We start from the raw sequence: 26,337 nt of genomic DNA on the forward strand, positions 1-26,337 counted from the left end.
CTCGTCACGGCCGTACCTCCAACGCGTAGCCGACACCGTGCACGGTGCGGATCAGATCGGCGCCGAGTTTGCGGCGCAGGGCTTTGACGTGGCTGTCGACGGTGCGGGTACCCGAGCTGTCGGCCCAGCCCCAGACGTCGGCGAGCAGCCGTTCCCGGGGCAGTACCATCCGGGGCCGGTTGGCGAAGTGCGTCAGCAGGTCGAACTCGGTCGGGGTCAGGTGCGCCTCGACCCCGTCGCGGCGGACCCGCCGCTCGGCCTGGTTGATTTCGAGGCTCCCGATCCGGAGGATCTCCACGCCGTTGCGCGCCGCGGCCGTGGCGCGGTCGACCCGGCGCAGCAGCGCGTGCACCCGGGCGGCGAGTTCGCGCAGCGAGAACGGCTTGGTGAGGTAGTCGTCGGCACCGACGGCGAGCCCGACCAGCAGGTCCGTCTCGTCGTCCCGGGCCGTCAGCATCAGCACCGGGACGGGCCGGTCGGCCTGGATCCGCCGGCACACCTCCAGGCCGTCGAAGCCGGGCAGCATCACGTCGAGGACTACCAGCTCCGGCCGGCCGCTCCGGAACGCCTCGACGGCGCCCGGCCCGTCCCGCGCGATCTCCACTACGAAGCCCTCGGCACGCAGCCGGGCGGCCACCGACTCGGCGATGGTGCGCTCGTCCTCCACGACCAGGATCCGGCGTTCCGTCATCAAGAGCCGCCCGAGAAACCCCTGGCTTTAGCCATGGGGAGGAAAGGGCGGTCCGGCGTTGTGTTGGTTTTCGGCATGGCGTCGACTCCTCTGCGGGGCCAAAACTGTCGGATGCGGCCGAGATGGTTGCCGATGTGGGCGAGACGGTGCGGTACACCTACCGGTTGCGTCCCGGCGCGACCGCGAAGGCCGCGCTGCTGGCCGAGTGGGGGCGGTGTCGCTGGCTGTGGAACGAGGCCGTCCACCAGCACAGGACCGGCCGTAAACCCACCTTCTGCAAGCTGTCGAAGTTGTTGACCGAGGCGCGGGCCCGGTCGTCGTGGTTGCGGGACGGGTCCCAGGTCGTCCAGCAGCAGACGTTGCGTACCTACGCTCTGGCCCTCCAGCACTCCTTCAACGTGAAGGGTCGAGGGAGGCCGAGACCGAAGCGGCGTAAGGACGCCCTGCCCAGCCTGGAATACACCAGGCGTGGGTTCTCGATCCGCGACCGTCGGCTGCGGCTGCCCGGCGGCGTCACCATTCCGGTCGTCTGGTCCCGTGAGCTGCCGTCCGATCCGACCAGCGTCCGCGTCTACCAGGACACGATCGGGCACTGGTACGCCTCCTTCGTCGTGCGCCGCGACACCACGCCCGCGCCCGACGTCGAAGGTGCGATCGGTGTCGACTGGGGTGTCATCACGACCGCCACGACCACCGACCCGGCCTACGACTTGCCGTATCTCGCCCACCGGAAACGGTGTGCCGCCGAACTCGCCAAACTCCAGCGCCGGATGGCCCGCCCTCGGCGCCCAAGGGGTGTGAAGTCGTCGAGCGGCTACCTGCGGGCCAAGCGGCAGGCGGCGAAGCTGGCCAGGAAGGCGGCGCGGCAGAACATCCACGACGCCCGCGTCTGGGCGAAGAAGATCGTCGACAACCACGCGACGATCGCCGTTGAGGATTTCAAGCCGACGTTCCTGGCCAGGTCCCGGATGGCGGGTAAGGCTGCTGATGCGGCGATCGGGGCGGCGAAGCGGGAACTGGTTGACCGTGGCTTGCGGGCGGGCCGGAGGGTGGTGTTGGTGCCGCCCGCCTTTACCACGATGACCTGCTCGCAGTGCGGTACGAGAGCCAAGTACCGCCTCGGGCTGGGTGTCGGAGTCTTCCGGTGCGACATCTGCGGGTACACCGCGTGTCGGGACCGGAACGCCGCGAGGACGATCCTCGCCACGGCAGAACGCGGCCGTGCTGGTGCCGACGACGTGAGACATGCGATCACCTCCTTCCGCGATGGTGGTCGGGTGCGGTCCGAGCCAGAAATCCCCCGGCTTCCAGCCACGGGGAAGCGTTAAGCCCTGACTGTAGAAAGCCTGCGTGCGGGAACGTGGATCACGTTGTGAACAACCTGTGCAGAACAGCGCCGCCCTGTGGATAACCGTCCGACCAGGGGAAAACGGTGGCCGGAAGGTACGTCCCGGGGATGGCACGGCTGCGATAGGTTGGGCCGCCTTGAGGACGCCCGGACGGGAGGTGGGCATGCCGGACCGGGAACTGAAGCTCAACTCGGTGTCGAGGTACGCCAAGGAGTCCCCGCTGTTCATCCTGGAGGAGCACGGGCACTGCGAGGTGCCGGCCGGCTGCGGTGGCGTGGTGCTCCGCTGGCGTGACCCGCTCGCCGGGTTGCCGCTGCGGATCCAGCTCTACGCCGCCGGGGAACACCGGCTGCTGCTCGACGGCGCGGAACCGCCCTCGGCCCGTCCCGTCGTCCCGTACGGCGAACACGTCCTGGCCTGTACCGTCACCGAGGTCGACCCCGCGTACATCGCGCTGATGTTCGCCGCGGTGCACCGTCCGGCCGGCGACCCGTACGTCGGATCGACCCCGGAGCAGGCCGGTGAGACCTCGGTTCTGTCCAGTGTGGATGACACGTGGCGGTGGTCGCCGACCGAGCCGGCGGACGACGGCTGGACCCGGCCGGGCTTCGACGACACCGGCTGGGCACCGATGGAACTCCGTGCCGAGCATCGCCCGCCGGAGGGGACCGGCTGGGACCAGGCCGGCTACCAGGTCCGGCGGCTCGGTGAGCTGGGCGCGGTGGGGCTGGGCGTGCCCGTCGGCCCCGGACCGATCTGGATACGCAAGACCTTCCGGCTCTCCCCGGACGGCGTGACTGACGCCTCCGTCGACGGCGTGACTGACGGTTCCGTCGACGGCGGGGTGGCACGGTGACGGACGGAGGAGGTCGGGTGCCCCCGCTGGTGCTGATTCCCGAGTACTTCGGCAGCCTGGTCTTCGACCGCCGCACCTCGCGGTACCTGCCGTTCGACGCCGAGGCGACCGCCCTGCTGCGTCGGCTGATCGGCCGGTCGATCGGCGAGATCCTGTCGGAGGTCACCGACGACGGGCAGCGGATGCGGATGCTCCGCTTCTACGAGCACTTCTACGAGCTGGGCTTCTTCACGGTGCGGCACCGGTTCGCCGGGGTCGTACTCGACGGTCCGGAGCCGCCGGCCGACCATCTGGCCGGGCCGCTCGCGGTACACCTGGAGGTCGTCTCGGCCTGCAACCTGAGCTGTACGCACTGCTTCGCCGGTGACCTGCCCCGCCGGGAGCAGCGGTTGAGCCTGGCCGAGATCGACCGGCTCTTCGCCGAGATGGCCAGCCTCGGCAGCTTCCGGCTCGGGCTGACCGGTGGCGAGCCGCTGCTCCGCAAGGATCTCTTCCAGATCATCGACCTCGCCACCGCACACGGGCTCGCGCCCTGCGTCACCACCAACGGGCTGCTGGTCACCGAGGAGATCGCCCGGGAGTTCGGCCGGCGGGAACTGGTCTGGCTCAACGTCAGCCTGGAGGGCGCCACGGCCGAGACCAACGACCGGGTACGCGGTGCCGGTACCTTCGCGAAGGTGCTCGACCGGCTGGCGGTGCTCCGCCGGTACGCCCGGTTCACGCTGGCCTTCACCATCATGCGGTCGAACGTCGAGGAGGTCGAGGCGTGCGCCCGGCTCGCCCGCGAGGTGGGCGCGGACACGGCGGTGTTCCGGCCGCTCTACCCGGTCGGGGTGGCACAGCGGCACCTGGAGCTGATGCCGAGCTTCGCGGAGTACAACACCGCGTTGAACACCCTGGCCCGGATGGACGACGACCGGATGGAGCTGCGCCAGATCGACCCGTTCGGCCCCCAGACCCGGCGGGAGGCGCAGTCGGTGATCCAGCAGAACTACGGCTGCGGGGCCGGCAACCTGGTCTGCTCGGTCTCCGTATCCGGCGACGTCAACCCGTGCAGCTTCCTCGGCCCCCGGTTCGTCGCGGCGAACGTCCGGGACCGGTCGCTGGCCGACATCTGGCGGCACAGCACCGGTTTCCGGGCGATCCGGGCGCTGCCGCACACCGAGCCGGCCAGTACGCGGGGCGGGACCGCCACCTTCGGCGGCGGCTGCCGGGCCCGGGCCCTGGTGCTGAACGGCTCGGTGAACGCACCGGACCCGTGGATCGAGGGCCAGGTGGCGCTGGAACGGCGGTCGCCGGATCGGGTCCGCAACCCGCTGGTCGTACTGGACGTGTCGGCGGGGGCCGGTCGGAGCCGTCCGGGCTGCGGGGGGTGACCGCCGTGGGTGCGACCGAGGAGTGGCTGCGCGCCGAGCGGGCGGCGACCGGCGGTCCGGTCCGGCTGTGCCGGCTGGCCCGCAAGCTGGTCCGGGTCGGCGAGTTGCGGGCCGCGGCGGCGGTCTACGACCGGGCGTACGCGCTGGACCCGGGTGACGCCGACCTGGCCGGGGCGCGCCGCGAGCTGCTGGACCGGTTGGCCGTCGAGGAGCACGGCCTGACCTTCCGGTACGTCCCGGCCGGCACCTTCCTGATGGGCTCGGACACGGCCGACCCGGACGAGTGGCCGGTGCACCGGGTGCGGCTGGACGGCTACTGGCTCTCCGAGACTCCGGTGAGCTGGTCGGCGTACTGCCGGTTGATGGGTTGGCGGCCGCCGCCGGACGGACGCCCGCCGGAGGACGGTGCCGAGGCTGCCACGATCGACCGGGGCGGGTGGTTCGTGCTGGACGGGGCGAACCGGATCCGCCTGCAATATTGCGAGGACGAGACCACCCGGGCGATCGACTGGCACGCGCACCATCCCCGGATGGCGCTGACCCGGGGCGGCGAGCCGGTCGACCCGGCGTCTGTCTTCGGCGTACCGCCCCGGGCGGACCCGGGCCGGCCGTGGGGGTACGACCACAAGCCGATGGTCTGCGTCGCCGCGCAGGAGGCCGAGGAGCTCGGCGAGCGGATCTCGACGGCGGCGATCCGTTACCGGCTGCCCACCGAGGCCGAGTGGGAGCGGGCGGCCCGGGGTGGCCTGGTCGGCCGCCGCTATCCGTGGGGGGACGAGCCGCCGACGCCGCAGCGGTGCGACTTCGACCGGTTCGACGAGTTGTCGATCCTGCCGACGCGCCGGCTCCCGCCCAACGGCTACGGCCTGTACGGAATGGCCGGCTCGGTCTGGGAGTGGACCGCCGACTGGTACGACGCCGAGTACTACCTGCAGAGCCCGGTGGACAATCCGACCGGACCGGTCGACGGGGAGCAGCGGGTGCTGCGCGGCGGTTCCTGGGCGGACTGTGCCGGCGCGGTCAGCGTCTCGTTCCGGATGTCCCGCGCCTCGACGAGCTGGCGGGACGGCGACTGGGGTGACCACTTCGCCCCGAACATCGGCTTCCGGCTCTGCCGCACGGAACGCCCGGCACCCGACGCCTGACAGCTGCGCCGGCCGGGACCGCAGGTGCGGGACGTCGTCGCTGCCGGCGGACGGTCGACGCCGAAAGCGGGCGGGGCGGTCAGGGGTCGAGGTCGGCCGGGGTCAGCAGGCTGTCGAGCCGGAGTTCCGCCACCACCTCCGGTGCGGCCTCGGCGACCAGGCACGTCGTGCCGAGGACGGTGGCTCCGCGCCGGGCGGCGATCTCGTGCAGGGCGCGTACCTGGGCGCCGCTGGCCACCCAGTCGTCCACCACCAGTACCCGGTCCCCGGGCCCCAGGTGCCGGTCCCGTACCCCGAGAGCCAGCCGGCGGCCCCGGTAGTCGGAACCGGTCCACGCCCAGGTGGTCGGCTCCGCGATCCGCCGCTCGCCGGTGTTCTTGTACGCCGGGACGAAGCCGGCGCCCAGCGTGGTCGCCACCAGCGGCCCGAGCAGCAGACCGGTGACCTCGGGCGCGACCACGACGGTGGGCGGGTCCGCCCGGAACGGCTCGGCCAGGGCCGGACCCAGCCCGGCGAGGATCGCCGGGTCCCGCCACCAGCCGGACACGTCGCTGACCAGGTGCGTGCTCTCCGGCCCCGGGTCGGTCCACCGGAACGCCCCGACCAGCCGCCTGCTCAGCTCCGCCCGCACGGAGACCATCTTGCGGCATCTCCGGCCCGCCCCGGGTACGGGCACGTCCGACCCACCCAGGGTCGGATGATCGGCTACACGTTTCACCCCATACCCGGGCGAAAGCAGATGATCACATTGACTTCCGAAGTACCCCCCTCGTTACGGTCCGACCCGATCTCTGTTGTTCCTGGGAGAGGACGGTGTGGTGGCTGGGAAGCATGCCCGAGTTCGGATTCCGCACTGGTCAACCGGCATGGTGGCGGCCGGTGCGGTTGCCGTTGCGCTGGTCGGCGCGGGTGCGGCCGGTGTGGTGAAGCTCGGTACGGAGCCGGCCGCCAACTCCACCTCGGTGCCCGCCCTGGTCGACGCGACCACCCCGGCCACCCCGAGCGGGCCGGTGACGACGTCGCCCACCCCGGACGCGGTCACTCCCACCCCGGACCGGTCGCCCGAGCGCGCCTCGCGGGCCAGTTCCCGTCCCTCGCCGAGCCAGACCCGGACCACCACCGCGAAGAAGCCCGCCACGAAGCGCCCGGCGACCAGCCCACCGGCCCGGGTGGTGCAGAGCGGCTCCTGCGGCGCCTCCTACTACGACCAGGGGCAGGTCACCGCGAACGGTGAGGCCTTCGACCCGAACGCGCTGACCGCCGCGCACAAGACCCTGCCCTTCGACACCCGGGTCCGGGTGACGAACCCGGACAACGGCCGGTCGGTGGTGGTCCGGATCAACGACCGGGGCCCGTTCATCGAGGGCCGCTGCATCGACCTGTCCCGGGCCTCCTTCGAGGCGATCGCCTCGCTGAGCCTCGGCGCCATCGACGTCCGGTACGAGGTCCTCGGCTGAGCGGCGGGCACGGAGTACCGGTGGCAGGTGGCGCGGGTCCGGTGACGGTGGCGCCGGTCCCGGTCGAGATGCGGCGGTGCGACCGGGCGGGTGCGCGACGTGAGATAGGTGATCTAAGAATGTTCATTCGACTTGCAACGGTTGGCTGACCCGTCGACAAGATCCGGCGGGTCCGGACCGCTGGGATGCGCCAGGTGGCCAGAACCCGATCGGACGAGGAGTCAACTTCGTACAATCGCGGTCGTCGATCAGGCATGCTGTTCCGCGTACCCATGCGACTGATGCCACCGGGCCGTCGCCCGCTGAGCCAAGGTTCCCGCGCCGGTCTCGGCGCGGCCCTCGTGCTGCTCGCGCTCGTCTCCGTGGTGGAGTTCGCGGACGAATCCAAGGTTAACTATGTCGGCCTGGTCGCGGCGGCCCCGTTCCTGGCCGCCGCGTTCGCCTCCTGGCGGGTGGTACTCGCGGTCGGCGTGATCGCCACCGTGCTGGCCGGCTCGCTGGCCTGGGGCGGCCGCGTGGTGCCGCTGGCCACCACGGTCAATCTGATCGGCGTGGTGCTGGCCACGGCGATCGCGGCGCTCTTCGCGGTGATCCGGCAGCGGCAGGCGGAGCGGATCGCCGAGCTGTCCAAGCTCGCCTCGGTGGCCCAGCAGGCGGTGCTGCGGCCGGTCGGACCGCAGGTCGGCAGCCTGGCGGTGGCCGGGCACTACATCTCGTCGACCGCCGCCGCCGACATCGGCGGCGACCTGTACGAGGCGATCGACACCCCGTACGGAGTGCGGATCATCATCGGCGACGTCCGGGGCAAGGGGCTGGACGCGGTCCGGCTGGCCAGCATCGTGCTCGGCTCGTACCGGCACGTGGCGTACGAGCGGGCCGACCTGCGGGCCATCGTGGCCGACCTGGACCGGGCGGTGGCCCGCAACGTCGGCGACGAGGACTTCGTCACCGCTGCCCTGGTCGAGGAGCGCGGCGGCACGCTCACGATCGTCAACTGTGGTCATCCGGCACCCCTGCTGCTCCGTCGCGGCCAGGTGATTCCGATGGAGCCGCCGGCTCCCGCGCCGCCACTCGGGTTCATGCCGGTGGTCCGGCCCCGGGTCGAGCGGCTCGAACCGGGCGACCGGCTGCTGCTCTTCACCGACGGGCTCGGCGAGGCACGCCGGGACGGGGAGTTCTTCCCGACCGTGGACCGGGCCTGGCGGCTGCTCGGGCACGGCACGGTCGCCGACGGCCTGGCCTCGCTGGAGACGGCCCTGGTCGAGTGGGTACGCGGCCGGCTCGACGACGACATCGCGCTGGTCCTGATGGAGTACCCGGGACCGCACTCGGCAACCGCGTCGGCGGTGCCGAGCTGGGAGGTCGGCGCCGCCGACAGCTGACCGGCCCGGCCCGGTGAGCGGACGCGGCCGCACGTCCGGTCCGGCACCGGTCGTCAGGTTGCCGTCACTGTGGTGCGGGTCACTGAAGTCGGCGCTTCGCGGTGACTTACCCACGAGTAATATAACCACTGTTACTGCCGGGTAACCTGTGTTCGCGAGTCCGGGGGGCAGAGGCGTATGAGCCACTACAGGAGCAATCGGCGAGACCTCGAGTTCAACCTCTTCGAGGTCTTCGGCGCGGATCAGGCGTTCGGCGTCGGCCCGTACGCCGAACTTGACGCCGACACCGCGCGGAGCGTGCTCGCGGAGGTGGAGCGGCTGGCCCGGGAGGACCTGGCGGCCAGCTACTCCTCCAGCGACCGCAACCCGCCGGTCTTCGACCCGGCCACGCACAGCGCGCCGCTGCCCGAGCCGTTCAAGAAGTCCTACCAGGCGATGATGGACTCCGAGTTCTGGCGGATGGACCTGCCGGCCGAACTGGACGGCACGATGGCGCCCCGGGCGCTCTGGTGGTCGGCCGCCGAACTGATCCTCGGGGCCAACGCGCCACTGTGGATGTACGCTGGCGGCCCCTCCTTCGCGCACACCCTCTACCGAGAGGGCACCGAGCGGCAGAAGAAGTGGGCCAAGCTCTTCGTCGAGAAGCAGTGGGCCGCGACCATGGTGCTCACCGAGCCGGACGCCGGTTCGGACGTGGGCGCCGGCCGTGCCCGGGCGATCCCGCAGCCGGACGGCTCCTGGCACATCGAGGGCGTCAAGCGGTTCATCACCAGTGGTGAGCACGACCTGACGGAGAACATCATCCACTATGTCCTGGCCCGGCCGGTCGGGGTGGAGGGTGCCGGCGGCCCGGGCACCAAGGGGCTGTCGCTGTTCGTGGTCCCCAAGTTCCACTTCGACTCCGAGACCGGCGAGTTGGGCGAGCGCAACGGCGTCTACGCGACCAACCTCGAGCACAAGATGGGGTTGAAGGTCTCGAACACCTGCGAGATGACCTTCGGCGAGCACGGCGTACCGGCCAAGGGCTGGCTGCTGGGCGACGTGCACGACGGCATCCGGCAGATGTTCCTGATCATCGAGTACGCCCGGATGATGGTCGGTACCAAGGCGATCGCCACCCTCTCCACCGGCTACCTCAACGCACTGGAATACGCGAAGAGCCGGGTACAGGGCGCCGACCTGCTCCGCTCGACGGACAAGAACGCGCCCCGGGTGACCATCACGCACCACCCGGACGTGCGCCGTTCGCTGATGCTCCAGAAGGCGTACGCCGAGGGCCTGCGAGCGCTGGTCTGCTACACCGCGACCTGGCAGGACCGGATCAACATCGCCGAGGCGAACGGCGACGAGTCGGCCGCCAAGCTGGCCAAGGGCGTCAACGACCTGTTGCTGCCGTTGGTCAAGGGTGTCGGCTCCGAACGCGCCTACGAACTGCTCGGCCACGAGTCGTTGCAGACGTTCGGCGGCTCCGGTTTCCTCCAGGACTACCCGCTGGAGCAGTACGTCCGGGACGCGAAGATCGACACTCTCTACGAGGGTACGACCGCGATCCAGAGCCTCGACCTGTTCTTCCGGAAGATCGTCCGGGATCGCGGTACCAGCCTGATGGCGGTGGCCGGCGAGATCGCGGCGTTCGTGGAGTCCGGGGGTGGAGAGCCGGCCGGCGCGGACTCGACCGAGCCGGGCGACGGGCAGCTCAAGGAGGAGCGGGCCGCGCTGGGCCGGGCGCTCGGCGAGGTGCAGGCGATGCTCGGCACCATGACCGGGTGGCTCGGCGACGCGCAGGGCGGCGAGGCCCGGGCGCTCTACAAGGTCGGGCTGAGCAGCCGGCGCTTCCTGCTCGCCGTCGGCGACCTGGTGGTCGGCTGGCTGCTGCAACGGCAGGCCGAGGTCGCGCTGCGGGCGCTGGGCGGCGAGGTGAGCGCGGCCGACAAGGCGTTCTACACCGGCAAGCTGGCCGCCGCGCGGTTCTTCGCCCGGGAGGTACTGCCCCGGATCGGTGCCGACCGGCGGATCGTGCAGGGCGCCGACCTGGAGCTGATGGAGCTGCCCGAGGAAGCCTTCTAGCCGGGCCGCAGCGAGCGTTCTTTCGGCGGCCGGTGGAGCTGTTGCTCCCCGGCCGCCGCGCTATTGTTGAGGCGGTGCTAGGAGCAGTTTGACCTGATTTGTCATGAAAGCCCACGACCCATCGCACGGGGGAGTGCAGCGGACATGGGCATCGGTACGGGAATTTTCCTCATCACCCTGGGAGCCATCCTGACGTTCGCGGTCAGAGCGAATGTCTGGTGGCTCGATCTTCGGGCGGTCGGCTGGGTCTTCATCCTGGCCGGGGTCGCGGTGCTGGCCACCACGATGTGGTACTGGCAGGACCGCAAGAAGCGGGCGCGGACCCTGATCGTCGAGGAGAACCGGCTGTCGCATCCGACGGCGATGATGCCGCCGCCGCCGGATCCGCCGCCGCCGAGCGCGCCACCCACCTGACAGTCCCCGGTGCCCGGCCTGGTGGCGATGTCACCGGTCGGGCACCGACCCGTCCCGGTACGCGATTCGATCGTCGGTCCAGCCCCGGGCGGTGTGCCACTTCACGATCGGTCCCGCCTGGGCGCGCATGTCCGTCCACTCGCCGGCGATCCGGTGGATGACGATTCCGCTGGTACGCAGCCCCTCCGGGTCGGCGTGCACCGGATCGAGCAGAGTGGACAGTTCCGAGATGGCCGGGTTGTGCCCGATCAGCAGCAGGGTGCTCGCCTCCGGATCCGTGGCACGGACGAGTTCGAGCAGGTCCGCCGCGTGCCCGTGGTAGATCCGCTGGTCGTACCGGACCGACGGCACGTCGCTGCGGCCGGACGGGCTGGCGGCGGCGGTCTCGGCGGTCTGTCCGGCCGGGACGCCGAGCGGGCGGATCGGCGGTGCGGCCATGCCCAGCGCCACGTCGTGCCAGGTCTGCCGGGTGCGCTTGGCGGGCGAGCAGACGACCACCGTCGGCAGGTAACCGCCGTGGCCCAGCCAGGCACCCGCGGCGGCGGCGTCCGCGTGCCCACGAGCGGTGAGCGGGCGGTCGGCGTCCGGCGCGGTCGTGGGCCGCTCGGCCTTGGCATGCCGGAGCAGCACCAGGCTCCGCCCGGGTACGTCCGGCCGCCCCGCGCCGCCCGGGTCGCTGTGTCCGCCGGTCCGGCCGGCCGCGCTGGTATCCGTCACGTTGGTCTCCCTGGGTCGCGTGGCGTGTGCGTCCCGTCGGCCCGGTTCCGGCGGCCCGGCCCGGCCCGTCCGGTCCGGCCGCCGTCCTGCCGGTTCGGTACCGACAGCGACGCTCTTTCCAGCTTGCCGGATTCGGATTTGAAACGCCTGGGTATGTCGATGGGTGCCGCGACCGTAGCCGGGACCGGCACGACCGGTACCAGTGAACCTTTTTCAACCTGAACCGCGTTGCGCTCGGGCACCGCGTCCGAGCCTGCGGTCCGCCGAACCCCCATGGGGAGGTTCAAGAAGGTTCAGTCGACAGCCTAGGAGGGCGGCACAGTGGGCATCGGTGGAAGCATCTTTCTCATTGCTCTCGGCGCGATCCTCGCCTTCGCGGTGCGCGTCGAGACGGGCTGGCTCAACCTGAACGTCGTCGGCTGGGTACTGATGCTCGCCGGCCTGGTCGGGCTGATCATGACCAGCTACCTCTGGCGCAATCGCCGCCGTACCGTCGTCACCCCGGTGGTCGACCCGCGCGTGCCGGGGCGGGAGGAGCAGATCGTCGAGGAGTACCACGAGGTGCGGCGTCCCGGCCCCCCGCTCTGACCCGCGGACCGCCCACCGCCCGGCGCGGCTGTGCCGTCCCCATCGCACTGCGCCGGCTGGCGGCCGGTCCGGGCCGTTCCGCCGACGGGTCGGCCGGACCCGGGGACGGTCAGGCGAACAGGGCGAAGTAGATCGCGACGTGGTGGCAGATCGCCGCGACCAGCGTGCAGGCGTGGAACAGTTCGTGGTGCCCGAAGACGGTCGGCCACGGGTTGGGGCGGCGTAGCGCGTAGCAGACGGCGCCGACGCTGTAGGCCGCGCCTCCGGCGACCAGCAGCGCGAGCACGGTGACCCCACCCCGGTCGAGGATGTCCGGCAGGACCGCGACCGCCACCCAGCCCAGTGCGAGATACAGCGGCGCGGAGACCCAGCGGGGCGCGTGCGGCCAGACCAGCTTCAACGCCACCCCGGCCACCGCGCCGCACCAGACGATCAGCAGCAGTACGGCCGCGCTCGTCGCCGAGAGCACCAGCAGGCAGAACGGGGTGTACGTACCGGCGATGAACACGAAGATCATCGAGTGGTCGAGCCGGCGCATCACCCGGTAACCGCGTTCGGACCAGACCCTCCGGTGGTAGAGCGCGCTGGTGCCGAAGAGGCCGCAGACCGTCACGCTGTAGACGACGCAACTGACCAGGGGCGTCCAGCCCGGCCGGGTGGCGGCGATCGCGCAGAGCACGACACCGGCCACCACCGCGACGAAGAAGGCGTACGCGTGCAGCCAGCCTCGCATCCGGGGCTTGCCCAGGTCGACGGGGCGCAGCCGGATCGGGGCGGAGGTACTCACCCGATCAGGTTACGGCACCGTAGGTTACTCGGAGGTAGTGATTCGGGCAGTGGTTCCGGTCACGTACCTGGTCGACGGTCAGCCGTCCAGGCCCCGCAGGATGAGCGGCAGCCGGCGTACTCCGTCCGGGGTGATGCGGACCGGCACGCCCCAGTCCTGGCGGCTCAGGTGGCAGGCGGCGTGCTCGGCCTCGGCGTCGCAGGTGGCGGCCTGCGCGACGACTTGGAGCACACCCGAGCCGACCCGGTCGTTCAGCACCAGCCGACGGGACAGCTCGGTGCCCACCCCGGCACCGTCGAGCAGCAACTCGGGCGGGGAGGCGGAGACCTCCAGCCGGGTGGAGGGGCCGAACGACTCATCCAGCTTCTGCCCGGGCGGCGGCTCGAAGATGACCTCCAGGCTCAGCTCACCTGCGGCGAGATCGGTCGGCGGGCGCTCCGTACGGTGTCGACTTCCGGCGATCGTGCTTGCCCCGGCGGCGGAGAGCGCGCCCGGCGCCAGCCGGCTCAGCCGGTGTCCGGCGGACTCGACCACCAGCACCTCGCCGTCCGGGGTCAGCACCACGTCGCTCGGCTCGGCCAGCCCGGAGGCGACCGTCGAGACGGTCCCGGTCTCCGGGTCGAACCGCCGGACCGCGCCGTTGTAGGTGTCGGCCACCAGCACCGAGCCGTCCGGCAGCGCGCCGACCCCCAGCGGATGCTGGAACAGCGCCTGCTCGGCCGGGCCGTCGACGTGGCCGAAGTCGAAGAGCCCCTGCCCGACGGCGGTGCTCAGCACCCCGTCGGAGACGAACCGCAGCGCGCTGGTCTCACTGTCGGCGACCCACAGCCGACGACCGTCGGCAGAGGTCGAGAGTCCGGACGGCTGGGCCATCCAGACGTCCGGCAGCGGCCCGTCCCGCAGCGCCTCCACGGTGGTGCCGGCGTAGACGCCGACGGTCCGCTTGATGGGGTCGAACCACCAGAGCTGGTGGATGCCGGCCATCGCCACGATGACCCGGTCGTCGTACCAGGCCAGGTCCCAGGGGGAGGAGAGGTCGGCGGCGAGCGCGTCGTGCGCGTGGTCGTCCACCGTGGAGCGCCACTGCCGGCCGGTACCGGCCACGGTGATCACCTCGCCGGTCGCCAGCCGTACGCCCCGGAGCATGTGGTTGACGGTGTCCGCGACCACGATGTCGTAGCCGGCAACCTCGGCGGCGTGCTCGGGCAACCGGCACAGGCCCTGCGGCTCGGCGAACCGGGCCACCTCGGCCGGGCCGTCCGACCGGCCCCGCTCGGCGGAGCCGATCCGGCGTAGCACCGTCTCACCGTCCGGGGCCAGCTCGACCACGGAGTGCCGGGCCGAGTCCGAGACCAGCAGGTTTCCGCCGTCCAGCACGATCGCCTTGCCGGGGAACCGCAGCGCGGTCTCCGGCTCGGCCGGCGGCACGTACGGCCCGTCGCCCCGGTGCAGCGTGCCCTTGGCCTCGTGCGTGGCGATCAACTCGTCGAGCAGCCGGGAGAGCCCCTCGGCGTGCCCCTCGCCGGCCATCGAGGCGACGACGTAGCCCTCCGGGTCGATCACGTTCAGCGTCGGCCACGCCTTCGCGGCGTACTGCTGCCAGACGGCCATCTCCGCGTCGTCGAGTACGGGGTGGGCGACGCCGTACCGCTCGACGGCGGCGGCCAGGGCGTCCGGATCGCGCTCGTGCTCGAACTTCGGCGAGTGCACCCCGATCACCACCAGGGTGTCGCCGTACTTCTCCTCCAGCGGGCGCAGCTCGTCCAGTACATGCAGGCAGTTGATGCAGCAGAAGGTCCAGAAGTCCAGAATGACTATTTTGCCGCGAAGGTCCGGCAATGTCAGATCCGTCCCGCCGGTGTTGAGCCACCGGCGGCCCCTCAGCTCGGGCGCACGGACGCGGGGCGAAGTAGCCATACGGCCACCCTGCCATGTCGTCGCCGAGAACGTTCCCGGGCCCCGCGCAATGTGGTACGCCGAACCGGCCGCGCCCCGGCCCCCGCCCACCGGGACCGGCCGTACCGCCGGACCAGCGGACCGGCCGGGGGCTACGACGACGAGTTGACCCGTGGCCGTGCCCCGGTGGACAGGACGGTGCCGGCGCGGCGGAGCATGTCGGTCAGCGCCTCCGCCAGGGCACCGCCCTGCTCGACGGTGATGTGGAAGACCTGCCGGTCCTCGAAGTCGGTCCGGGCGAACCGGATGAAGGGTCGCGGCTGGGGGTCGTCGACGTACTGCACGAGCTGAGCCCTGACCTCGACCGCCTGCCGGTCATCCTGCGGATTGCAGTCGTACCACCGGCTGGCGTGGGTCGGTGGTGAGGAATCGGGGTGGATGCCGCGAAAGTTCGCGGTGCATTCGCCCGGGTCACACCAGCCCGGATGAGGATCGGTGGCCATCGGCGGCTCCTTGCGAAACTGTCAGGGTCTCGGACGCGGAAGTGCGTGGCTGTCGTGGCGAGGTCCCCGCACGGACGGACTCCAGACGCCACGTCGTGCCGGTCCGCTGCCGTAGTGGGCGTTACGCTGCGTGACTCGATGGCGTCGGTCGGCAGCGCCGGATAGACCCTATCCAATGTGTGCTGCCACCACTCGGTCAGGTGTCGGGCAGGTTGCCGGTATTCGGGGTGATTGTCTCCTCGTCGATTCCGCCCCGACGATTTCCGGTCCCAGCCGGTCCGTGCTCAACGCGGGCGCCGCCCGATGGTGGACAGCGCGAGATTGCTCTTGACCCTCAGCTCGGGGACGAGGAGCAGTTGCCGGAAGGCGTCGAGGTCCGCCGGCGACATACCCGCGTCGATCAGCTTCTGGCGGATGGCACCGGCGGTCCCCCACGGGAGCAGGCATCCATGGCTGCCGCCGGCCCAGGTTCCGGTGTACCCGACCGTGTCGCACTCCGTCAGGCCGAGGTCGAGCATCGCACCGTGCACCCGGCGGCTCCACTTCGCGCGGTTCCCGGCGTCCTGCAACGCGGTCTGGAACGCGTCGTGATAGGCGCCGAACAGCCGGTCGGCCTCGTCGGGGTCCGGCGCGGCCAACACACTCGTACGCCAGGTCGGCTCGAACTCCTCGACGGCCAGGATGCCGTGCGGGTTGAGGGCGTCGACGAGTTTCCTGAGGACGTCGAGCCGCTGCGGCAGGTGTCCGAGTAGGAGCCGGACGTGGATGAGGTCGAACATCCCGGGCAGGGGCTCGGTCACGACATTGTGCTCGCGCAGGTCGACCCGGGGATCCCGCTGACAGGGGCGCAGGTCGACATCGGTGGCGATCACCTCGCCGCGCGGAGCCAGCCCGGCGATCGTGGCGGCGATGCTGCTCGCGCCCACCGCGACGACCAGACAGCGGGCGTCCTGGGCGATTCCCGCATCGCGGAGCCGGCGCTCGCTGAACGGGTCGTACATGCCCGCCAAAGCCCGGAGCATCACGTCGTTGTCGGTTTCGGCGTCCTGGAAGATGTACGTGGTCGTCACGGTGTCTCCTCGTTGCTGTCAGGCGGTGGTGTGCCGGATCCAGGGGGCGAGCGCCCGCAGGGTGGCGGTGAGTGCGTAGAAGAGGTTGATGCTCATCGCGGCGAGCACGACGATGGCCGCCCAGGCCAGGGCCGCGTTGGTGCCGGCGTTCTGGATGACGACGCCGAGCCCCTCGGTCGCGCCGAACAACTCGGCGACGGTCGCGCCGATGAGCGCGAGCGGTAGGGCGATCCGGAGGCCGCCGAAGATGTGCGGGAGCGCGGCGGGCACCCGGAACTTCAGAAAGGTGGTCCACCGCGAGGCGTTGAGGGACTTGGCCAACTCCACGAACTCCGCGGAGGTGGCGGTCAGCCCGGTACTGGTGGCCAGGGCGATGGGGAAGAAACACATCAGCCAGACCAGCACCACCTTCGGTCCTGCCCCGAACCCGCCGATGGTGATGAGCAGCGGCGCGAAGACCGGCTTCGGCGTGCTGCTGAGGGTCAGCAGCATCGGGTACAGGGCCCGTTCGAGTCGCCGTGACGCCGCGAGGACGGTCCCGAGCAGCACGGCGGAGGCGATCGCGAGAGTAAATCCCGCCATCGCCTCGCCGAGGGTGACGGCTGCGTTCCGCAGCAGATAGCCCGGCTCGTCCCGGATCGCCGCGGCCACCGCCGGTGGCCCCGGCACGATGTACGGCGCGACGTCCAGGGCGACAACCGCCGCCCACCAGGCGGCGACGAACCCGGCAATGCCCACCAGCGGCGTTCCGACGGTGGTCAGCGCGGTCCGCCAGCGGGGGAGACGCGCGGAGCCTGCGCGGCTTGGCATGCCGAGCCGGCCTACCCGACCAGGTCGGACGCGATGATGTCCTTCGGGGTGAGGCCCACCGGAATCGTGCCGGCAGCCTGGAGGATCGCGATGTTCTTGGCCATCCGCGTCTCGCTGAAGTGGCCGAGCGGGCCGTCCGAGATGCCCTCGACGTACGCCCGCAGGGCCTTGACCTCGGCGACCGCCGCCGCGGGCGGCTGTCCCTGCGTCTCCTTCTCCGACGCGTAGATCTGGCCCGCCTCTTCGGGATGGTTGATCGCGTACTCCAGTCCCCGCAGCAGCGCCCGGTTGAAGCGGCGGACCAGGTCCGGCTTCTTCTGCGCGGTCTCCGTGGTGACACCGATGGCGGAACCGTGCAGGTCGCCGATGTAGTCCGTGAAGGGCAGGGTCACGAGATCCTGTTTCGCCACTGTCCGGACCGACTCCACCGCCGGGACGAACTGGCTGATCGCGTCGACCTTCTTCTGGGCCAGCATCGCCGCGTGCTGGGTCGCGATCGGGTTGCTCACCCACTTGACCTTGGAGGGGTCGAAGCCGGCCAGTCGGGCATAGGTACTGAAGAGGAGGTAGTTGATCCCGCCGGGTAGGTAGGAGAGCGTTCTGCCGGCGAGGTCGCGCGGCGTGGCGATGCCGCTCGACTTGAGCGCGACGAAGCATGCCAGGTTCCGCTGATGCAGCACGGACGTCAGCCTGAAGTTCTTGATGCCACCGCCACGGGTGAACTCGATCATCGCGCCGTTCACGTCCACCGTCGCGAAGGTGGCCTGACCGCCGGCCAGGGTCTGTAGGTTGCTCGTGGTGCCCTTGCCCGGAAGGACCTGCACCTCCAGCCCGACCTCGGTGAACCAGCCCTTGGCCCGGGCCACGAAGATCGGGGCTTCGCGTCCCTGGAAGCCTGCCCCGCTCAGGATCGAAACCTTCTCCACCGGCAGTTCGCTACCGCCGCTCCCGTCGCCGTCGCCGTCGTTGCAGGCCGCTATCGCCGCGGTGGCGGTAACCGCCGCACCGGCCAGCAGGCGGCGGCGGGTCAGTACGAGCGTCATCTGATCTCCTCACACTTGTAAAGCTTGGTAAACCAAGTCGGTGGTCGGGATCCTCCGGCCAAGGGGGCGCCGCCCGCGGGTTGGGCGCGGATGGCATGCGATGCGGGTCATGGTCGGGCCGTTGTGGTGGCACGACGGAGGAGCGGGTGCGGACGGACTCGGAGGAGCCGCCTGCCGTGGAGATCACCCGGACCTGCCCAGCCAACTTAGATTGCCAGGTAAGCCAAGTCAACGTCGATGTCTAGGCTTGCTTGTGTCGCCAGGTCAGTCGTGGTCCGATCTTGGTTGACTACACAAGGGGACCTCATATGCCTGCACCTGCCTCGCCGGCCGAGCCGGTGTACCGCCGCGTCATGCGAGACGTAGAGGCCAAGATCGCGAGTGGCGAGCTTCGGCCGGGCGACCAGCTACCCTCGATCAGCCAGCTCCGGGAGCAGTACAAGTGCTCGGCGCCGACCATCAAGCAGGCGTTGGCACGGTTACAGGAGCGGGGTGTGCTCCAGGGGCATCAGGGCAGGGGCGTGTACGTGACCCCCGCTCCCGACTGACCCCGGCGACCGGGGGCGCCGGATCGGCACAGCGACGAGCAGCGCCCCGCCTGGAAGCCAGGCGGGGCGCTGAACCGGGTCAACCGTTCCCGGGCTGCTATCCGCCGGCCGGAGCCGCCGCCGGTTGCAGGCAGAGCACTTCCCTGCGGTCCGGTACGACGATCGTCTGCGGGGTGTCCGCCGGGCACTCGTTCTTGTCGGTCACCTTCGAGGCGACCTTGAAGACGCCCTGCTCGGCGCAGTCCGCGATCACCGGCGTGCCGCCGGAGTCCTTGACACAGGCGCCCACCGCCGGGTTGAACGGTGGTGCCGCGTCGTCGCCGATCTTGCCGAGCAGCCAGAGCGTGCCCAGCGGGATCGCCAGCAGCAGTACCGCCACGACCAGCACCATGAACAGCACCTTGCCGTTGCGTACCTGCGGCGTCGGCGGCTCGGTCTTCGTCTCCGACTCCGCCGCCTCCGGCTTGAACGAGTCGAACCGGCCCTGCTCGCCCTCGTTCGCACCGCCCCAGCCCGGGCCGGCGGACGCGGGTGACCCGTACGGAGGCGCGCCGCCAGGCGCCCCGTACGTCCCCGGTCCCGCCCCGGGTGCTCCGTACGCCGTCGGTGCCGCACCCCCGGTACCGGACCGGCCGAATCCGGGGCCGTCCCCGGCCGGCGGCGGACCGAAGCCCGGTTGCCCGGGCGGTGGTCCGAAGTCGGGTTGCCCAGGGGGTGGCCCGAAGTCGGGCTGCCCGGGCGGTCCGCCGAACCGGTCGGTGCCGGGCGGGGCGGACGCGCCGAACTGGCCGGCCGCGGCCGGGCCGGGGCCACCGAAGCGGTCCCCGTCGAAGGGGGCAGGGCCGGCACCGGCCGGTCCAGGGCCGAACTGGCCACCACCGGCCGGTCCAGGGCCGCCGAACCGGTCGGGCTCGCCCTGGCCGGGGCCACCGAACCGATCCCCGTCGAACGGGGCCGGGCTACCGAACCGGTCCTGTCCAGCCTGGCTCGGGCCACCGAACCGGTCCTGCCCAGCCGGGCCGGGGCCACCGAAGCGGTCCTGATCAGTTTGGCCTGGGCCGCCGAACCGGTCTCCGTCGAACGGGGCCGGCCCATTCGGACCGCCGGATCCGTCCACCCCGACCCCGCCCTGGCCGGGCATGCCACCGGGACCGATCAGATCGGCGAAGGGCGACCCGCCCGACGGGTGGTTCGGGGCGTCGGATTGCGGCGTCCGGGCGCCGGGAACCGCTATCCGGGTCGCCGGTGGGTCGTCGGGGAAGCCGTCGCCGCGCTCGCCCTGCCCTGGTTGGGCCGGTGGCGCACCGTAGACCGTTGGCCCGGCCCGACGCGCGTCGGCACCACCTGGCCGGTCGCCGTCCCAGCCACCGCCGGGTGCACCACCTGGCCGGTCGCCGTCCCAGCCACCGCCGGGTGCACCACCTGGCCGGTCGCCGTCCCAGCCACCGCCGGGTGCACCACCTGGCCGCTCGCCGTCCCAGCCGCCAGGACCGGCTGGCGACCCCGGTTGGTTGGCGTCCCAGCCGCCAGGACCGCCGGTCGGCGCCGGCTGCTGGTCAGGCTCGTCCGCGCCGGCCGGGCGGCCGTACACCCGAGGCTTGGGCGCCGGTACCGAGGCCGCGGCGGCGAGGTCGGCGGGGGGCAGTACCCGGCTCGCCGCGGGTACGGCCGCACTCCCGGCCACGGCGCGGCCGGTCGGCCGGTCGGGTGAACCCGCCGACTCCGGCTGCCCCGGTACGCCGGGTACGGAGACCCGGCCGGCCACCGCCGAATCGGTCGGAACCCGCGGCTGCGGTACGACCGGTGCGGCGCCGGGTGTGGGCACGGGCGACTGCGGTGCGGCGCCGGGTACCTCGGGCGCCCAGCCACCCTGTTCCCGGGCCGGCGAGCCGTACTCGCCCGGCGTCTGGCGACCGGCGGACGGGGGAAAGTCGGCCGGTGGTGACGCCGCCAGGCTGGCCCCGGGGATCCGGGTCTCCTGCGGCGGCAGCGGTACGGCGTTTCCTGGCGAGATCCCCGGCGCAGGGCGCGGCTGGTACGCCGGTCCGTCCGGCTCGCGCCGGTCGAGGTCGGGCTCGCGCCGCTCGAAGTCCGGCTCGCGCCGCTCGAAGTCCGGCTCGCGCCGGTCGAGGTCGGGCTCCTGACGGTCGAACTCGGGTCGGGACGGCTCGAACGGGCCGGGCCGGCCGTCGCTGGGTCCCGTCGACCAGGTCGGCGGCTGGGGTGCCCAGGCGGAGGATTGCGGTGCACCGCCGTGCGGCGCGTCCGGCTCGGCGGGGTGGGGGCGGTCGGCGGGGTGTTGTGGATAGTCGCTCGGCGGTCCGCCGGAGTCCGGGCGGGACCCGGAATCCGCGCGGGACGCTGCGGCACCCCATACCTCGGATGCCGGCCACGGCTCACCCTCCGGAATGGCCGGGCGGTTGACCGGCGGATAGCTCGGCGGCTCGGCCGGCTGGGCGGGGCTGCCCGGTGCCGCCGACGGATAGGCGGGGCTGCCAGGCGCCGCCGCCGGGTACGCCGGTCCGTACTGCTGGCCGGGGTAGCTCGGGGCGCCGCCGGCCGACGGGTCCGGATAGCCGGGCGGTCCGGCGGGCGAGCCGGGCTGGTCGGGGTAGCCCTGCGGGCCGGACACGGGCGGATATCCGGGCGGGCCACTCGACGGCTCGGCGGGCTGGCCGGCCCCGGCCCAGCGCGGCGGGCCGGACTGGTTCGGCGGGCTTCCCCACTCCGGCGGGAAACCCGAGCCCTCCGAGGGCGTCGGCGGTGGGCCGGCGGACTCCGGGGGCGGACCCCACGGGCCGTCCGGGCGGGGGCCGGGCGTACCCGGGTCGTCGCCCGGCGCCGCCCAGCCGGCCGGGCCGGGGTGGCCCGGGGCACCGCCGGGTGGTTCGTTCCAGGCCACCGGCGTACTGGCCCGCCCGGCGGGCGGCGGCGGAGCCCAGCCGAAATCGGCCGGTGGCGTACCAGCGGAACCCTGGGGTGGGAACCGGTCGTCGTGGTGTGGTGCGGGGTTGCCGTACGGGGCTGGGCCTGCGGCGCCCGGCGCAGCCTCGTCCGGCCACCGGCCGGGTTGCTGCGGATCCTCGGACGTCATGCGCGCGCCTCCTCCATCACATGTAGGCCGCGCCGGTCTCACGCGCCGATCGCCAGCCAGGTTGCCGGCGACTCCGGCGTGACACCGGGCTGGGCAAGCTCCCCGCACGGTAGCCGGTCCAGGCCGGCACCGCCCGGGCAGCGCGGGTCGCCAGGCCCGGTCGTTCAGGGCGAGCCGAACTCACATCTGCTCGGCGCACGTCCTACCGGCCGGTCGGGGCGGCGACCGAGCCCCACCGTACCGGGCGGTGCAGTGGGGGCGGTACTCCGGTGGCGTGCGGGTGGAAAACACCGACGGCCCGTCCGGAGCGCTCCGGACGGGCCGTCGGTGTGGTGCGGAGGAGGTGAGGAGTCTGTCGAGGTCAGCCGTAGTAACGCTGCGCGGCGATCAGGATCTCGTCCCGGACGGCCGGCGAGCTCGTCGCCCGCAGCGCCCGCTCGATCGCCCGCGCGCGACGCGCGCTGTCCCGGCGGTTACGAAGTCGGTTGAGCATGCTCATGGTGTTGCGCCCCCTGGCTATTCGGTTGTGCCCGCGTCTGTTGAGTCCATTGAACCTCGCCAGCACGGCATCTGCCACCGATTATAAGGTGAGCTGAGACACCAGCCGAAGAATCAAAGGTCTGAGGGCCATCATGGCGATGGTTCTTCGTAACCTTACGGAAACAGCCGGTGTGCCCGGGAGTAACCCGGGGCACACCGGCCGCCTGTGACAGGTGCTGCCGTGTGGTGGAGGTCAGGTCCAGCCGAGCAGCGCCGCCTCCGGATCGGCCAGGAAGTCACCCACGTCGCGCAGGAACTTCGACCCCAACTCGCCGTCGATGATCCGGTGGTCGAAGGAGAGCCCGAGCGTGGTCACCCGACGGACCTTGATCCTGCCCTTGTGCACCCAGGGCATCTCCCGGATCGCGCCGAACGCCAGGATCGCCGACTCGCCCGGGGGCAGGATCGGCGTACCGGTGTCGACGCCGAAGACGCCGACGTTGGTGATGGTCAGGGTGCCGCCGGACATGTCCGCCGGAGCCGTCTTCCCCGCCTTGGCGGTCTGCACCAGTGCCGTCATCGCGTCGGCCAGCTCGCGCAGACTGAGCCGGCCGGCGTCCTTGATGTTCGGCACGATCAGGCCGCGCTCGGTCGCCGCCGCGATGCCCAGGTTGACGTACTCCTTGACGACGATCTCCTCACCGGCCCAGGTCGAGTTGACCATCGGGTGCCGGCCGACCGCGAGCAGCACGGCTTTGGCGACCAGCAGCAGCGGGGAGACCCGGACGTCCTGCCACTCCCGGCGCTTGCGCAGCCGGTCGAGCGCCTTCACCGAGCGGGTCACGTCGACCGTCAGGAACTCGGTGACGTGCGGCGCGGTGAACGCCGACGCGGCCATGTTCTGCGCGGTGAGCTTGCGAACGCCCTTGACCGGGATCCGCTGCTCCCGATCCGGCCCGAAGGCCGGCGCCGTCCCGGTGCCGGTCGCCGACGCCGGTTCGGCCGCCGTTGCCGTGCCCGCCGCCGCCAGGTGTACGTCGTCCCGGGTGATCGAGCCGAGCGGCCCCGACCCGGTCAGGGTACGCAGGTCGACCCCGAGATCCTTGGCGAGTTTGCGCACCGGCGGCTTCGCCAACACCAGTCCACCCGGTGCGGCGGCACTCCCGCCGGTCCGGGGTGCCGGGGCGGCAGCCGCCGGATGCACCGGCTCGGCTGCGGCCGGGCGTACCGGCTCGGGCGCCGGAGTCGCCACCGGAGCCGGCGCCGAAGCTGCCACCGGCACACCGTTCGAGGCGGGTACCCCGGCGCCCTTGCGTGGGCGGCGCTTCGCGGCACCGGTGCGCGGGCCGTACCCGACCAGCACCGCCGTCCGGCCACCCGGCGCGGGTCCGCCGATCAGGCCGGGCTCGACGGCGCCCTCGGCGGGCGCGATCTCGACGGCGGCCAGCGAGGCCGCCGACGGCTCCGGCAGGTCACCGGCGCCCGGGTCGGTGTCCACGGCGAAGATCGGCGAGCCGACGTCGACCACCGTGCCCTCGTCGTGGAAGATCGCGGTGATCTTGCCGGCCCACTTGGCCGGGATCTCGACGGCCGCCTTCGCGGTCTCGACCTCGACGACCGGCTGGTTCAGCTCGACGATGTCGCCGACTGCGACCAGCCACTTGAGGATCTCGCCCTCGGTCAACCCCTCGCCGAGATCGGGCAGGGGGAACTCCCTGACGCGCGACATTCCGCTCACCACCCGAAGGTGCGGTCGACGCCGTCGAGCACCCGGTCGAGGTTGGGCAGGTAGTCCTCCTCCAGCCGGGCGGCCGGATAGGGCGTGTCGAAGCCGGTCACCCGGAGTACCGGGGCCTCCAGGGAGTAGAAGCACTCCTCGGTGATCCGGGCCGCGATCTCGGAACCGAGGCCGAGGTTGGCGGGGGCTTCGTGCACCACCACGCACCGCCCGGTGCGCTTCACCGACTCGTAGACCGGGCCGAGGTCCAGCGGGGAGAGGGTACGCAAATCGATCACCTCAAGGTCCCGACCGTCCTCCTCGGCGGCGGTGGCCGCCTCCATCGCGGTACGCACCATCGGCCCGTACGCCAGCAGCGTGGCGTCCCGGCCCGGCCGGACCACCCGGGCGGCGTGCAGCGGGTACGCGTCGCCGAGCGGGGCGTCCAGGTCCACCTGACCCTTCTCGTGGTAACGCCGCTTCGGCTCGAAGAAGACGATCGGGTCGTCCGAGGCGACCGCCTGCTGGATCATCGTGTACGCGTCCTGCGGCGACGAGCAGGCGACCACCTTCAGCCCGGCGGTGTGCGCGAAGTACGCCTCCGGGGACTCCGAGTGGTGCTCGACCGCGCCGATGCCGCCGCCGAACGGGATGCGGATGACCATCGGCACTCTGACCTTGCCCTGCGAGCGGTAGTGCATCTTCGCCACCTGCGACACGATCTGGTCGTACGCCGGGTAGACGAAGCCGTCGAACTGGATCTCGCAGATCGGCCGGTACCCCCGGATGGAGAGCCCGACCGCGGTGCCGATGATGCCGGACTCGGCGAGCGGGGTGTCGATCACCCGGTTCTCGCCGAAGTCCTTCTGCAGCCCGTCGGTGATCCGGAAGACGCCGCCGAGCTTGCCGACGTCCTCGCCCATGATCACGACCTTGGGGTCGTGCTCCAGCGCGCGACGCAGTCCGCGGTTGATCGCCTTGCCCAGGGTGAGGGTCTCGGTGGCCATCAGTGCACGCTCCCCTCGAACGAGTCCAGGTAACGGGCGGTGAACTCGCGCTGCGCGTCCACCTCGGGCGAGCCGTTCGGATAGACGTGGTCGAAGAGGGTCAGCGGCTCGGGGTCGGGCATCTCCAGCACCCGTTCCCGTAGCCGCAGCGCCTCCTGCTTGGCCTGTTCCTCCACCTCGGCGAGGAAGGTGTCGTCCGCGATGCCCTGCTTGGTGAGGAATGCCCGTACCCGCGCGATCGGATCCTTCGCCTGCCACGCCTCGACCTCGCTGGCGATCCGGTAGCGCGTCGGGTCGTCCGTGGTGGTGTGCGCGCCCATCCGGTAGGTGTACGCCTCGATCAGGGTGGGGCCCTGACCGTGACGCGCGTTGTCCAGCGCCGCCCGGGTCACCGCGTACGTGGCCAGCACGTCGTTGCCGTCCACCCGTACGCCGGGGAAGCCGAAGCCGGCGGCCCGCTGGTAGAGCGGGATCCGGGTCTGCCGTTCGAGGGGTTCGGAGATGGCGTACTGGTTGTTCTGGCAGAAGAAGACGATCGGGGCGTTGAAGACGGCCGACCAGATGAAGGCCTCGTTCACGTCGCCCTGCGCGGAGGCGCCGTCGCCGAAGTAGGCGATCACCGCCTCGCCGTCGTCGGTGCCGGTCCGGCCGTCCATGTTCACGCCCATCGCGTAGCCGGTGGCGTGCAGCGTCTGCGCCCCGATGACGATCGTGTACATGTTGAACTTGAACTCGTTCGGGTCCCAGCCGCCCAGGTCGACGCCGCGGAACAGGCCCAGCGGCATGATCGGGTCGATGCCCCGGCAGTAGAGCACGCCGTGTTCCCGGTAGGTCGGGAAGGCCATGTCCTGCGGCCGCAGCGCCCGACCCGAGCCGACCTGCGCCGCCTCCTGGCCGAGCAGGCTGGCCCAGATGCCCAGCTCGCCCTGCCGTTGCAACGCGGTCGCCTCGGCGTCCAACCGGCGGACCAGCACCAGGTCCCGGTAGAGGCCGCGGTACTCCTCGTCGGTGAAGTCGACGCGGTACTCCGTGCCGTCGGACCAGGTGACCTTGTCGATGCGGTCGCCCTCGGGCGTGAGTAGTTGCACCAGGTCACCGGTGCCGGGGGATTTCCCGCCAGACCGTGCGGACCGGGGTGTGGCTCGCCTGCCGCGGGCCGTACCCGCGGGATCGCCCTTCGCCATCCCTATCTCCCTGTCGTTCGTGCGTCGGCACCGGGGGTGTCCCGACCGCGCAGCTGGTGCGCCCGTCCGGCTGCTGCCGGACCGGGGGTGGCTGCCGCGCCTGTCCCCGGTAGGGGTAGCCACGCGGCATGGACCAGATTCTGGCCGAGCCTGGTC

Annotated in this window: 24 protein-coding genes; 10 read left to right on the forward strand and 14 right to left on the reverse strand. The window is 71.8% G+C overall.

Annotated features, from left to right (window positions below):
- Nucleotides 1–4: 4 nt before the first annotated feature.
- On the reverse strand, nt 5–691 hold the full coding sequence (locus R6Y94_RS28465) for a response regulator transcription factor (RefSeq protein WP_318398926.1): 687 nt from the start codon (nt 689–691) through the stop codon (nt 5–7).
- A gap of 122 nt (nt 692–813) precedes the next feature.
- Between R6Y94_RS28465 and R6Y94_RS28470 the strand changes: the two genes are divergently transcribed.
- From R6Y94_RS28470 to R6Y94_RS28485, 4 genes are all read left to right on the forward strand, one after another.
- Nucleotides 814–2,019: a transposase gene (locus R6Y94_RS28470; protein WP_318398927.1), complete on the forward strand. Its 1,206-nt coding sequence runs from the start codon at nt 814–816 to the stop codon at nt 2,017–2,019.
- Between the two features lie 184 nt (nt 2,020–2,203).
- Nucleotides 2,204–2,896, forward strand: a complete 693-nt coding sequence (locus tag R6Y94_RS28475) for a hypothetical protein (RefSeq protein WP_318398928.1) — start codon at nt 2,204–2,206, stop codon at nt 2,894–2,896.
- A 17-nt stretch (nt 2,897–2,913) separates the two neighbouring features.
- A complete protein-coding gene (locus R6Y94_RS28480; RefSeq protein WP_318398929.1) occupies nt 2,914–4,272 on the forward strand; it encodes a radical SAM protein in 1,359 nt (452 codons plus the stop codon).
- Between the two features lie 5 nt (nt 4,273–4,277).
- Complete coding sequence (locus R6Y94_RS28485; protein ID WP_318398930.1) at nt 4,278–5,417, forward strand: formylglycine-generating enzyme family protein; 1,140 nt, start codon at nt 4,278–4,280, stop codon at nt 5,415–5,417.
- 79 nt (nt 5,418–5,496) lie between these two features.
- Here R6Y94_RS28485 and R6Y94_RS28490 read toward each other — a convergent pair whose 3' ends face one another.
- Nucleotides 5,497–6,048 (reverse strand): phosphoribosyltransferase family protein, encoded by a 552-nt coding sequence (locus R6Y94_RS28490; protein ID WP_318398931.1) that lies wholly within the window; start codon nt 6,046–6,048, stop codon nt 5,497–5,499.
- Between the two features lie 187 nt (nt 6,049–6,235).
- Between R6Y94_RS28490 and R6Y94_RS28495 the strand changes: the two genes are divergently transcribed.
- The 4 genes from R6Y94_RS28495 to R6Y94_RS28510 all read left to right on the forward strand — a co-directional run bounded on the left by R6Y94_RS28495 (nt 6,236) and on the right by R6Y94_RS28510 (nt 10,737).
- Nucleotides 6,236–6,874 (forward strand): septal ring lytic transglycosylase RlpA family protein, encoded by a 639-nt coding sequence (locus R6Y94_RS28495; RefSeq protein ID WP_318398932.1) that lies wholly within the window; start codon nt 6,236–6,238, stop codon nt 6,872–6,874.
- A 254-nt stretch (nt 6,875–7,128) separates the two neighbouring features.
- A complete protein-coding gene (locus tag R6Y94_RS28500) occupies nt 7,129–8,256 on the forward strand; it encodes a PP2C family protein-serine/threonine phosphatase (RefSeq protein WP_318398933.1) in 1,128 nt (375 codons plus the stop codon).
- Between the two features lie 177 nt (nt 8,257–8,433).
- Nucleotides 8,434–10,323 (forward strand): acyl-CoA dehydrogenase, encoded by a 1,890-nt coding sequence (locus tag R6Y94_RS28505; protein WP_318398934.1) that lies wholly within the window; start codon nt 8,434–8,436, stop codon nt 10,321–10,323.
- A 144-nt stretch (nt 10,324–10,467) separates the two neighbouring features.
- On the forward strand, nt 10,468–10,737 hold the full coding sequence (locus tag R6Y94_RS28510) for a DUF6458 family protein (protein WP_203859392.1): 270 nt from the start codon (nt 10,468–10,470) through the stop codon (nt 10,735–10,737).
- 30 nt (nt 10,738–10,767) lie between these two features.
- Here the strand turns inward: R6Y94_RS28510 and R6Y94_RS28515 are convergent, their stop codons facing one another.
- Nucleotides 10,768–11,370 (reverse strand): SixA phosphatase family protein, encoded by a 603-nt coding sequence (locus R6Y94_RS28515; protein WP_318399082.1) that lies wholly within the window; start codon nt 11,368–11,370, stop codon nt 10,768–10,770.
- A 405-nt stretch (nt 11,371–11,775) separates the two neighbouring features.
- Between R6Y94_RS28515 and R6Y94_RS28520 the strand changes: the two genes are divergently transcribed.
- Nucleotides 11,776–12,042, forward strand: coding sequence for a DUF6458 family protein (locus R6Y94_RS28520; protein WP_318398935.1), 267 nt, complete (start codon nt 11,776–11,778; stop codon nt 12,040–12,042).
- Nucleotides 12,043–12,151: 109 nt separating this feature from the next.
- Here R6Y94_RS28520 and trhA read toward each other — a convergent pair whose 3' ends face one another.
- The 6 genes from trhA to R6Y94_RS28550 all read right to left on the reverse strand — a co-directional run bounded on the left by trhA (nt 12,152) and on the right by R6Y94_RS28550 (nt 18,151).
- Nucleotides 12,152–12,829 carry a PAQR family membrane homeostasis protein TrhA gene (gene trhA / locus R6Y94_RS28525; RefSeq protein WP_318398936.1) on the reverse strand — a complete coding sequence of 226 codons (678 nt, stop codon included), beginning with the start codon at nt 12,827–12,829 and terminating at the stop codon, nt 12,152–12,154.
- Between the two features lie 78 nt (nt 12,830–12,907).
- Nucleotides 12,908–14,746, reverse strand: a complete 1,839-nt coding sequence (locus R6Y94_RS28530; protein WP_318398937.1) for an NHL domain-containing thioredoxin family protein — start codon at nt 14,744–14,746, stop codon at nt 12,908–12,910.
- A 131-nt stretch (nt 14,747–14,877) separates the two neighbouring features.
- Nucleotides 14,878–15,228: a hypothetical protein gene (locus tag R6Y94_RS28535; RefSeq protein WP_318398938.1), complete on the reverse strand. Its 351-nt coding sequence runs from the start codon at nt 15,226–15,228 to the stop codon at nt 14,878–14,880.
- Between the two features lie 284 nt (nt 15,229–15,512).
- Nucleotides 15,513–16,298, reverse strand: coding sequence for a class I SAM-dependent methyltransferase (locus R6Y94_RS28540; protein ID WP_318398939.1), 786 nt, complete (start codon nt 16,296–16,298; stop codon nt 15,513–15,515).
- 18 nt (nt 16,299–16,316) lie between these two features.
- Nucleotides 16,317–17,108 carry an ABC transporter permease gene (locus tag R6Y94_RS28545; protein WP_318398940.1) on the reverse strand — a complete coding sequence of 264 codons (792 nt, stop codon included), beginning with the start codon at nt 17,106–17,108 and terminating at the stop codon, nt 16,317–16,319.
- An 11-nt stretch (nt 17,109–17,119) separates the two neighbouring features.
- The gene (locus tag R6Y94_RS28550) at nt 17,120–18,151 is read right to left on the reverse strand and encodes an ABC transporter substrate-binding protein (protein WP_318398941.1); all 1,032 of its coding nucleotides are present in this window, start codon (nt 18,149–18,151) and stop codon (nt 17,120–17,122) included.
- Nucleotides 18,152–18,504: 353 nt separating this feature from the next.
- Here R6Y94_RS28550 and R6Y94_RS28555 point away from each other — a divergent pair, with 353 nt between their 5' ends.
- Nucleotides 18,505–18,699 (forward strand): winged helix-turn-helix domain-containing protein, encoded by a 195-nt coding sequence (locus R6Y94_RS28555; protein ID WP_239312855.1) that lies wholly within the window; start codon nt 18,505–18,507, stop codon nt 18,697–18,699.
- Nucleotides 18,700–18,796: 97 nt separating this feature from the next.
- Here R6Y94_RS28555 and R6Y94_RS28560 read toward each other — a convergent pair whose 3' ends face one another.
- The 5 genes from R6Y94_RS28560 to pdhA all read right to left on the reverse strand — a co-directional run bounded on the left by R6Y94_RS28560 (nt 18,797) and on the right by pdhA (nt 26,181).
- The gene (locus R6Y94_RS28560; protein ID WP_318398942.1) at nt 18,797–21,793 is read right to left on the reverse strand and encodes a hypothetical protein; all 2,997 of its coding nucleotides are present in this window, start codon (nt 21,791–21,793) and stop codon (nt 18,797–18,799) included.
- A 361-nt stretch (nt 21,794–22,154) separates the two neighbouring features.
- Entirely contained in the window at nt 22,155–22,292 is a 138-nt protein-coding gene (locus R6Y94_RS28565; RefSeq protein ID WP_203867450.1) for a hypothetical protein, read from the reverse strand.
- Between the two features lie 234 nt (nt 22,293–22,526).
- Entirely contained in the window at nt 22,527–24,002 is a 1,476-nt protein-coding gene (locus R6Y94_RS28570) for a dihydrolipoamide acetyltransferase family protein (RefSeq protein WP_318398943.1), read from the reverse strand.
- A gap of 5 nt (nt 24,003–24,007) precedes the next feature.
- Nucleotides 24,008–24,997: an alpha-ketoacid dehydrogenase subunit beta gene (locus tag R6Y94_RS28575; protein WP_318398944.1), complete on the reverse strand. Its 990-nt coding sequence runs from the start codon at nt 24,995–24,997 to the stop codon at nt 24,008–24,010.
- Nucleotides 24,997–26,181 carry a pyruvate dehydrogenase (acetyl-transferring) E1 component subunit alpha gene (gene pdhA, locus R6Y94_RS28580; RefSeq protein WP_318398945.1) on the reverse strand — a complete coding sequence of 395 codons (1,185 nt, stop codon included), beginning with the start codon at nt 26,179–26,181 and terminating at the stop codon, nt 24,997–24,999. The genes R6Y94_RS28575 and pdhA overlap by 1 nt, the downstream gene beginning before the upstream one ends.
- Nucleotides 26,182–26,337: the final 156 nt, after the last annotated feature.

Source organism: Plantactinospora sp. KLBMP9567, assembly GCF_033446045.1.
In the GTDB taxonomy this organism is placed as follows: Bacteria; Actinomycetota; Actinomycetes; order Mycobacteriales; family Micromonosporaceae; genus Plantactinospora.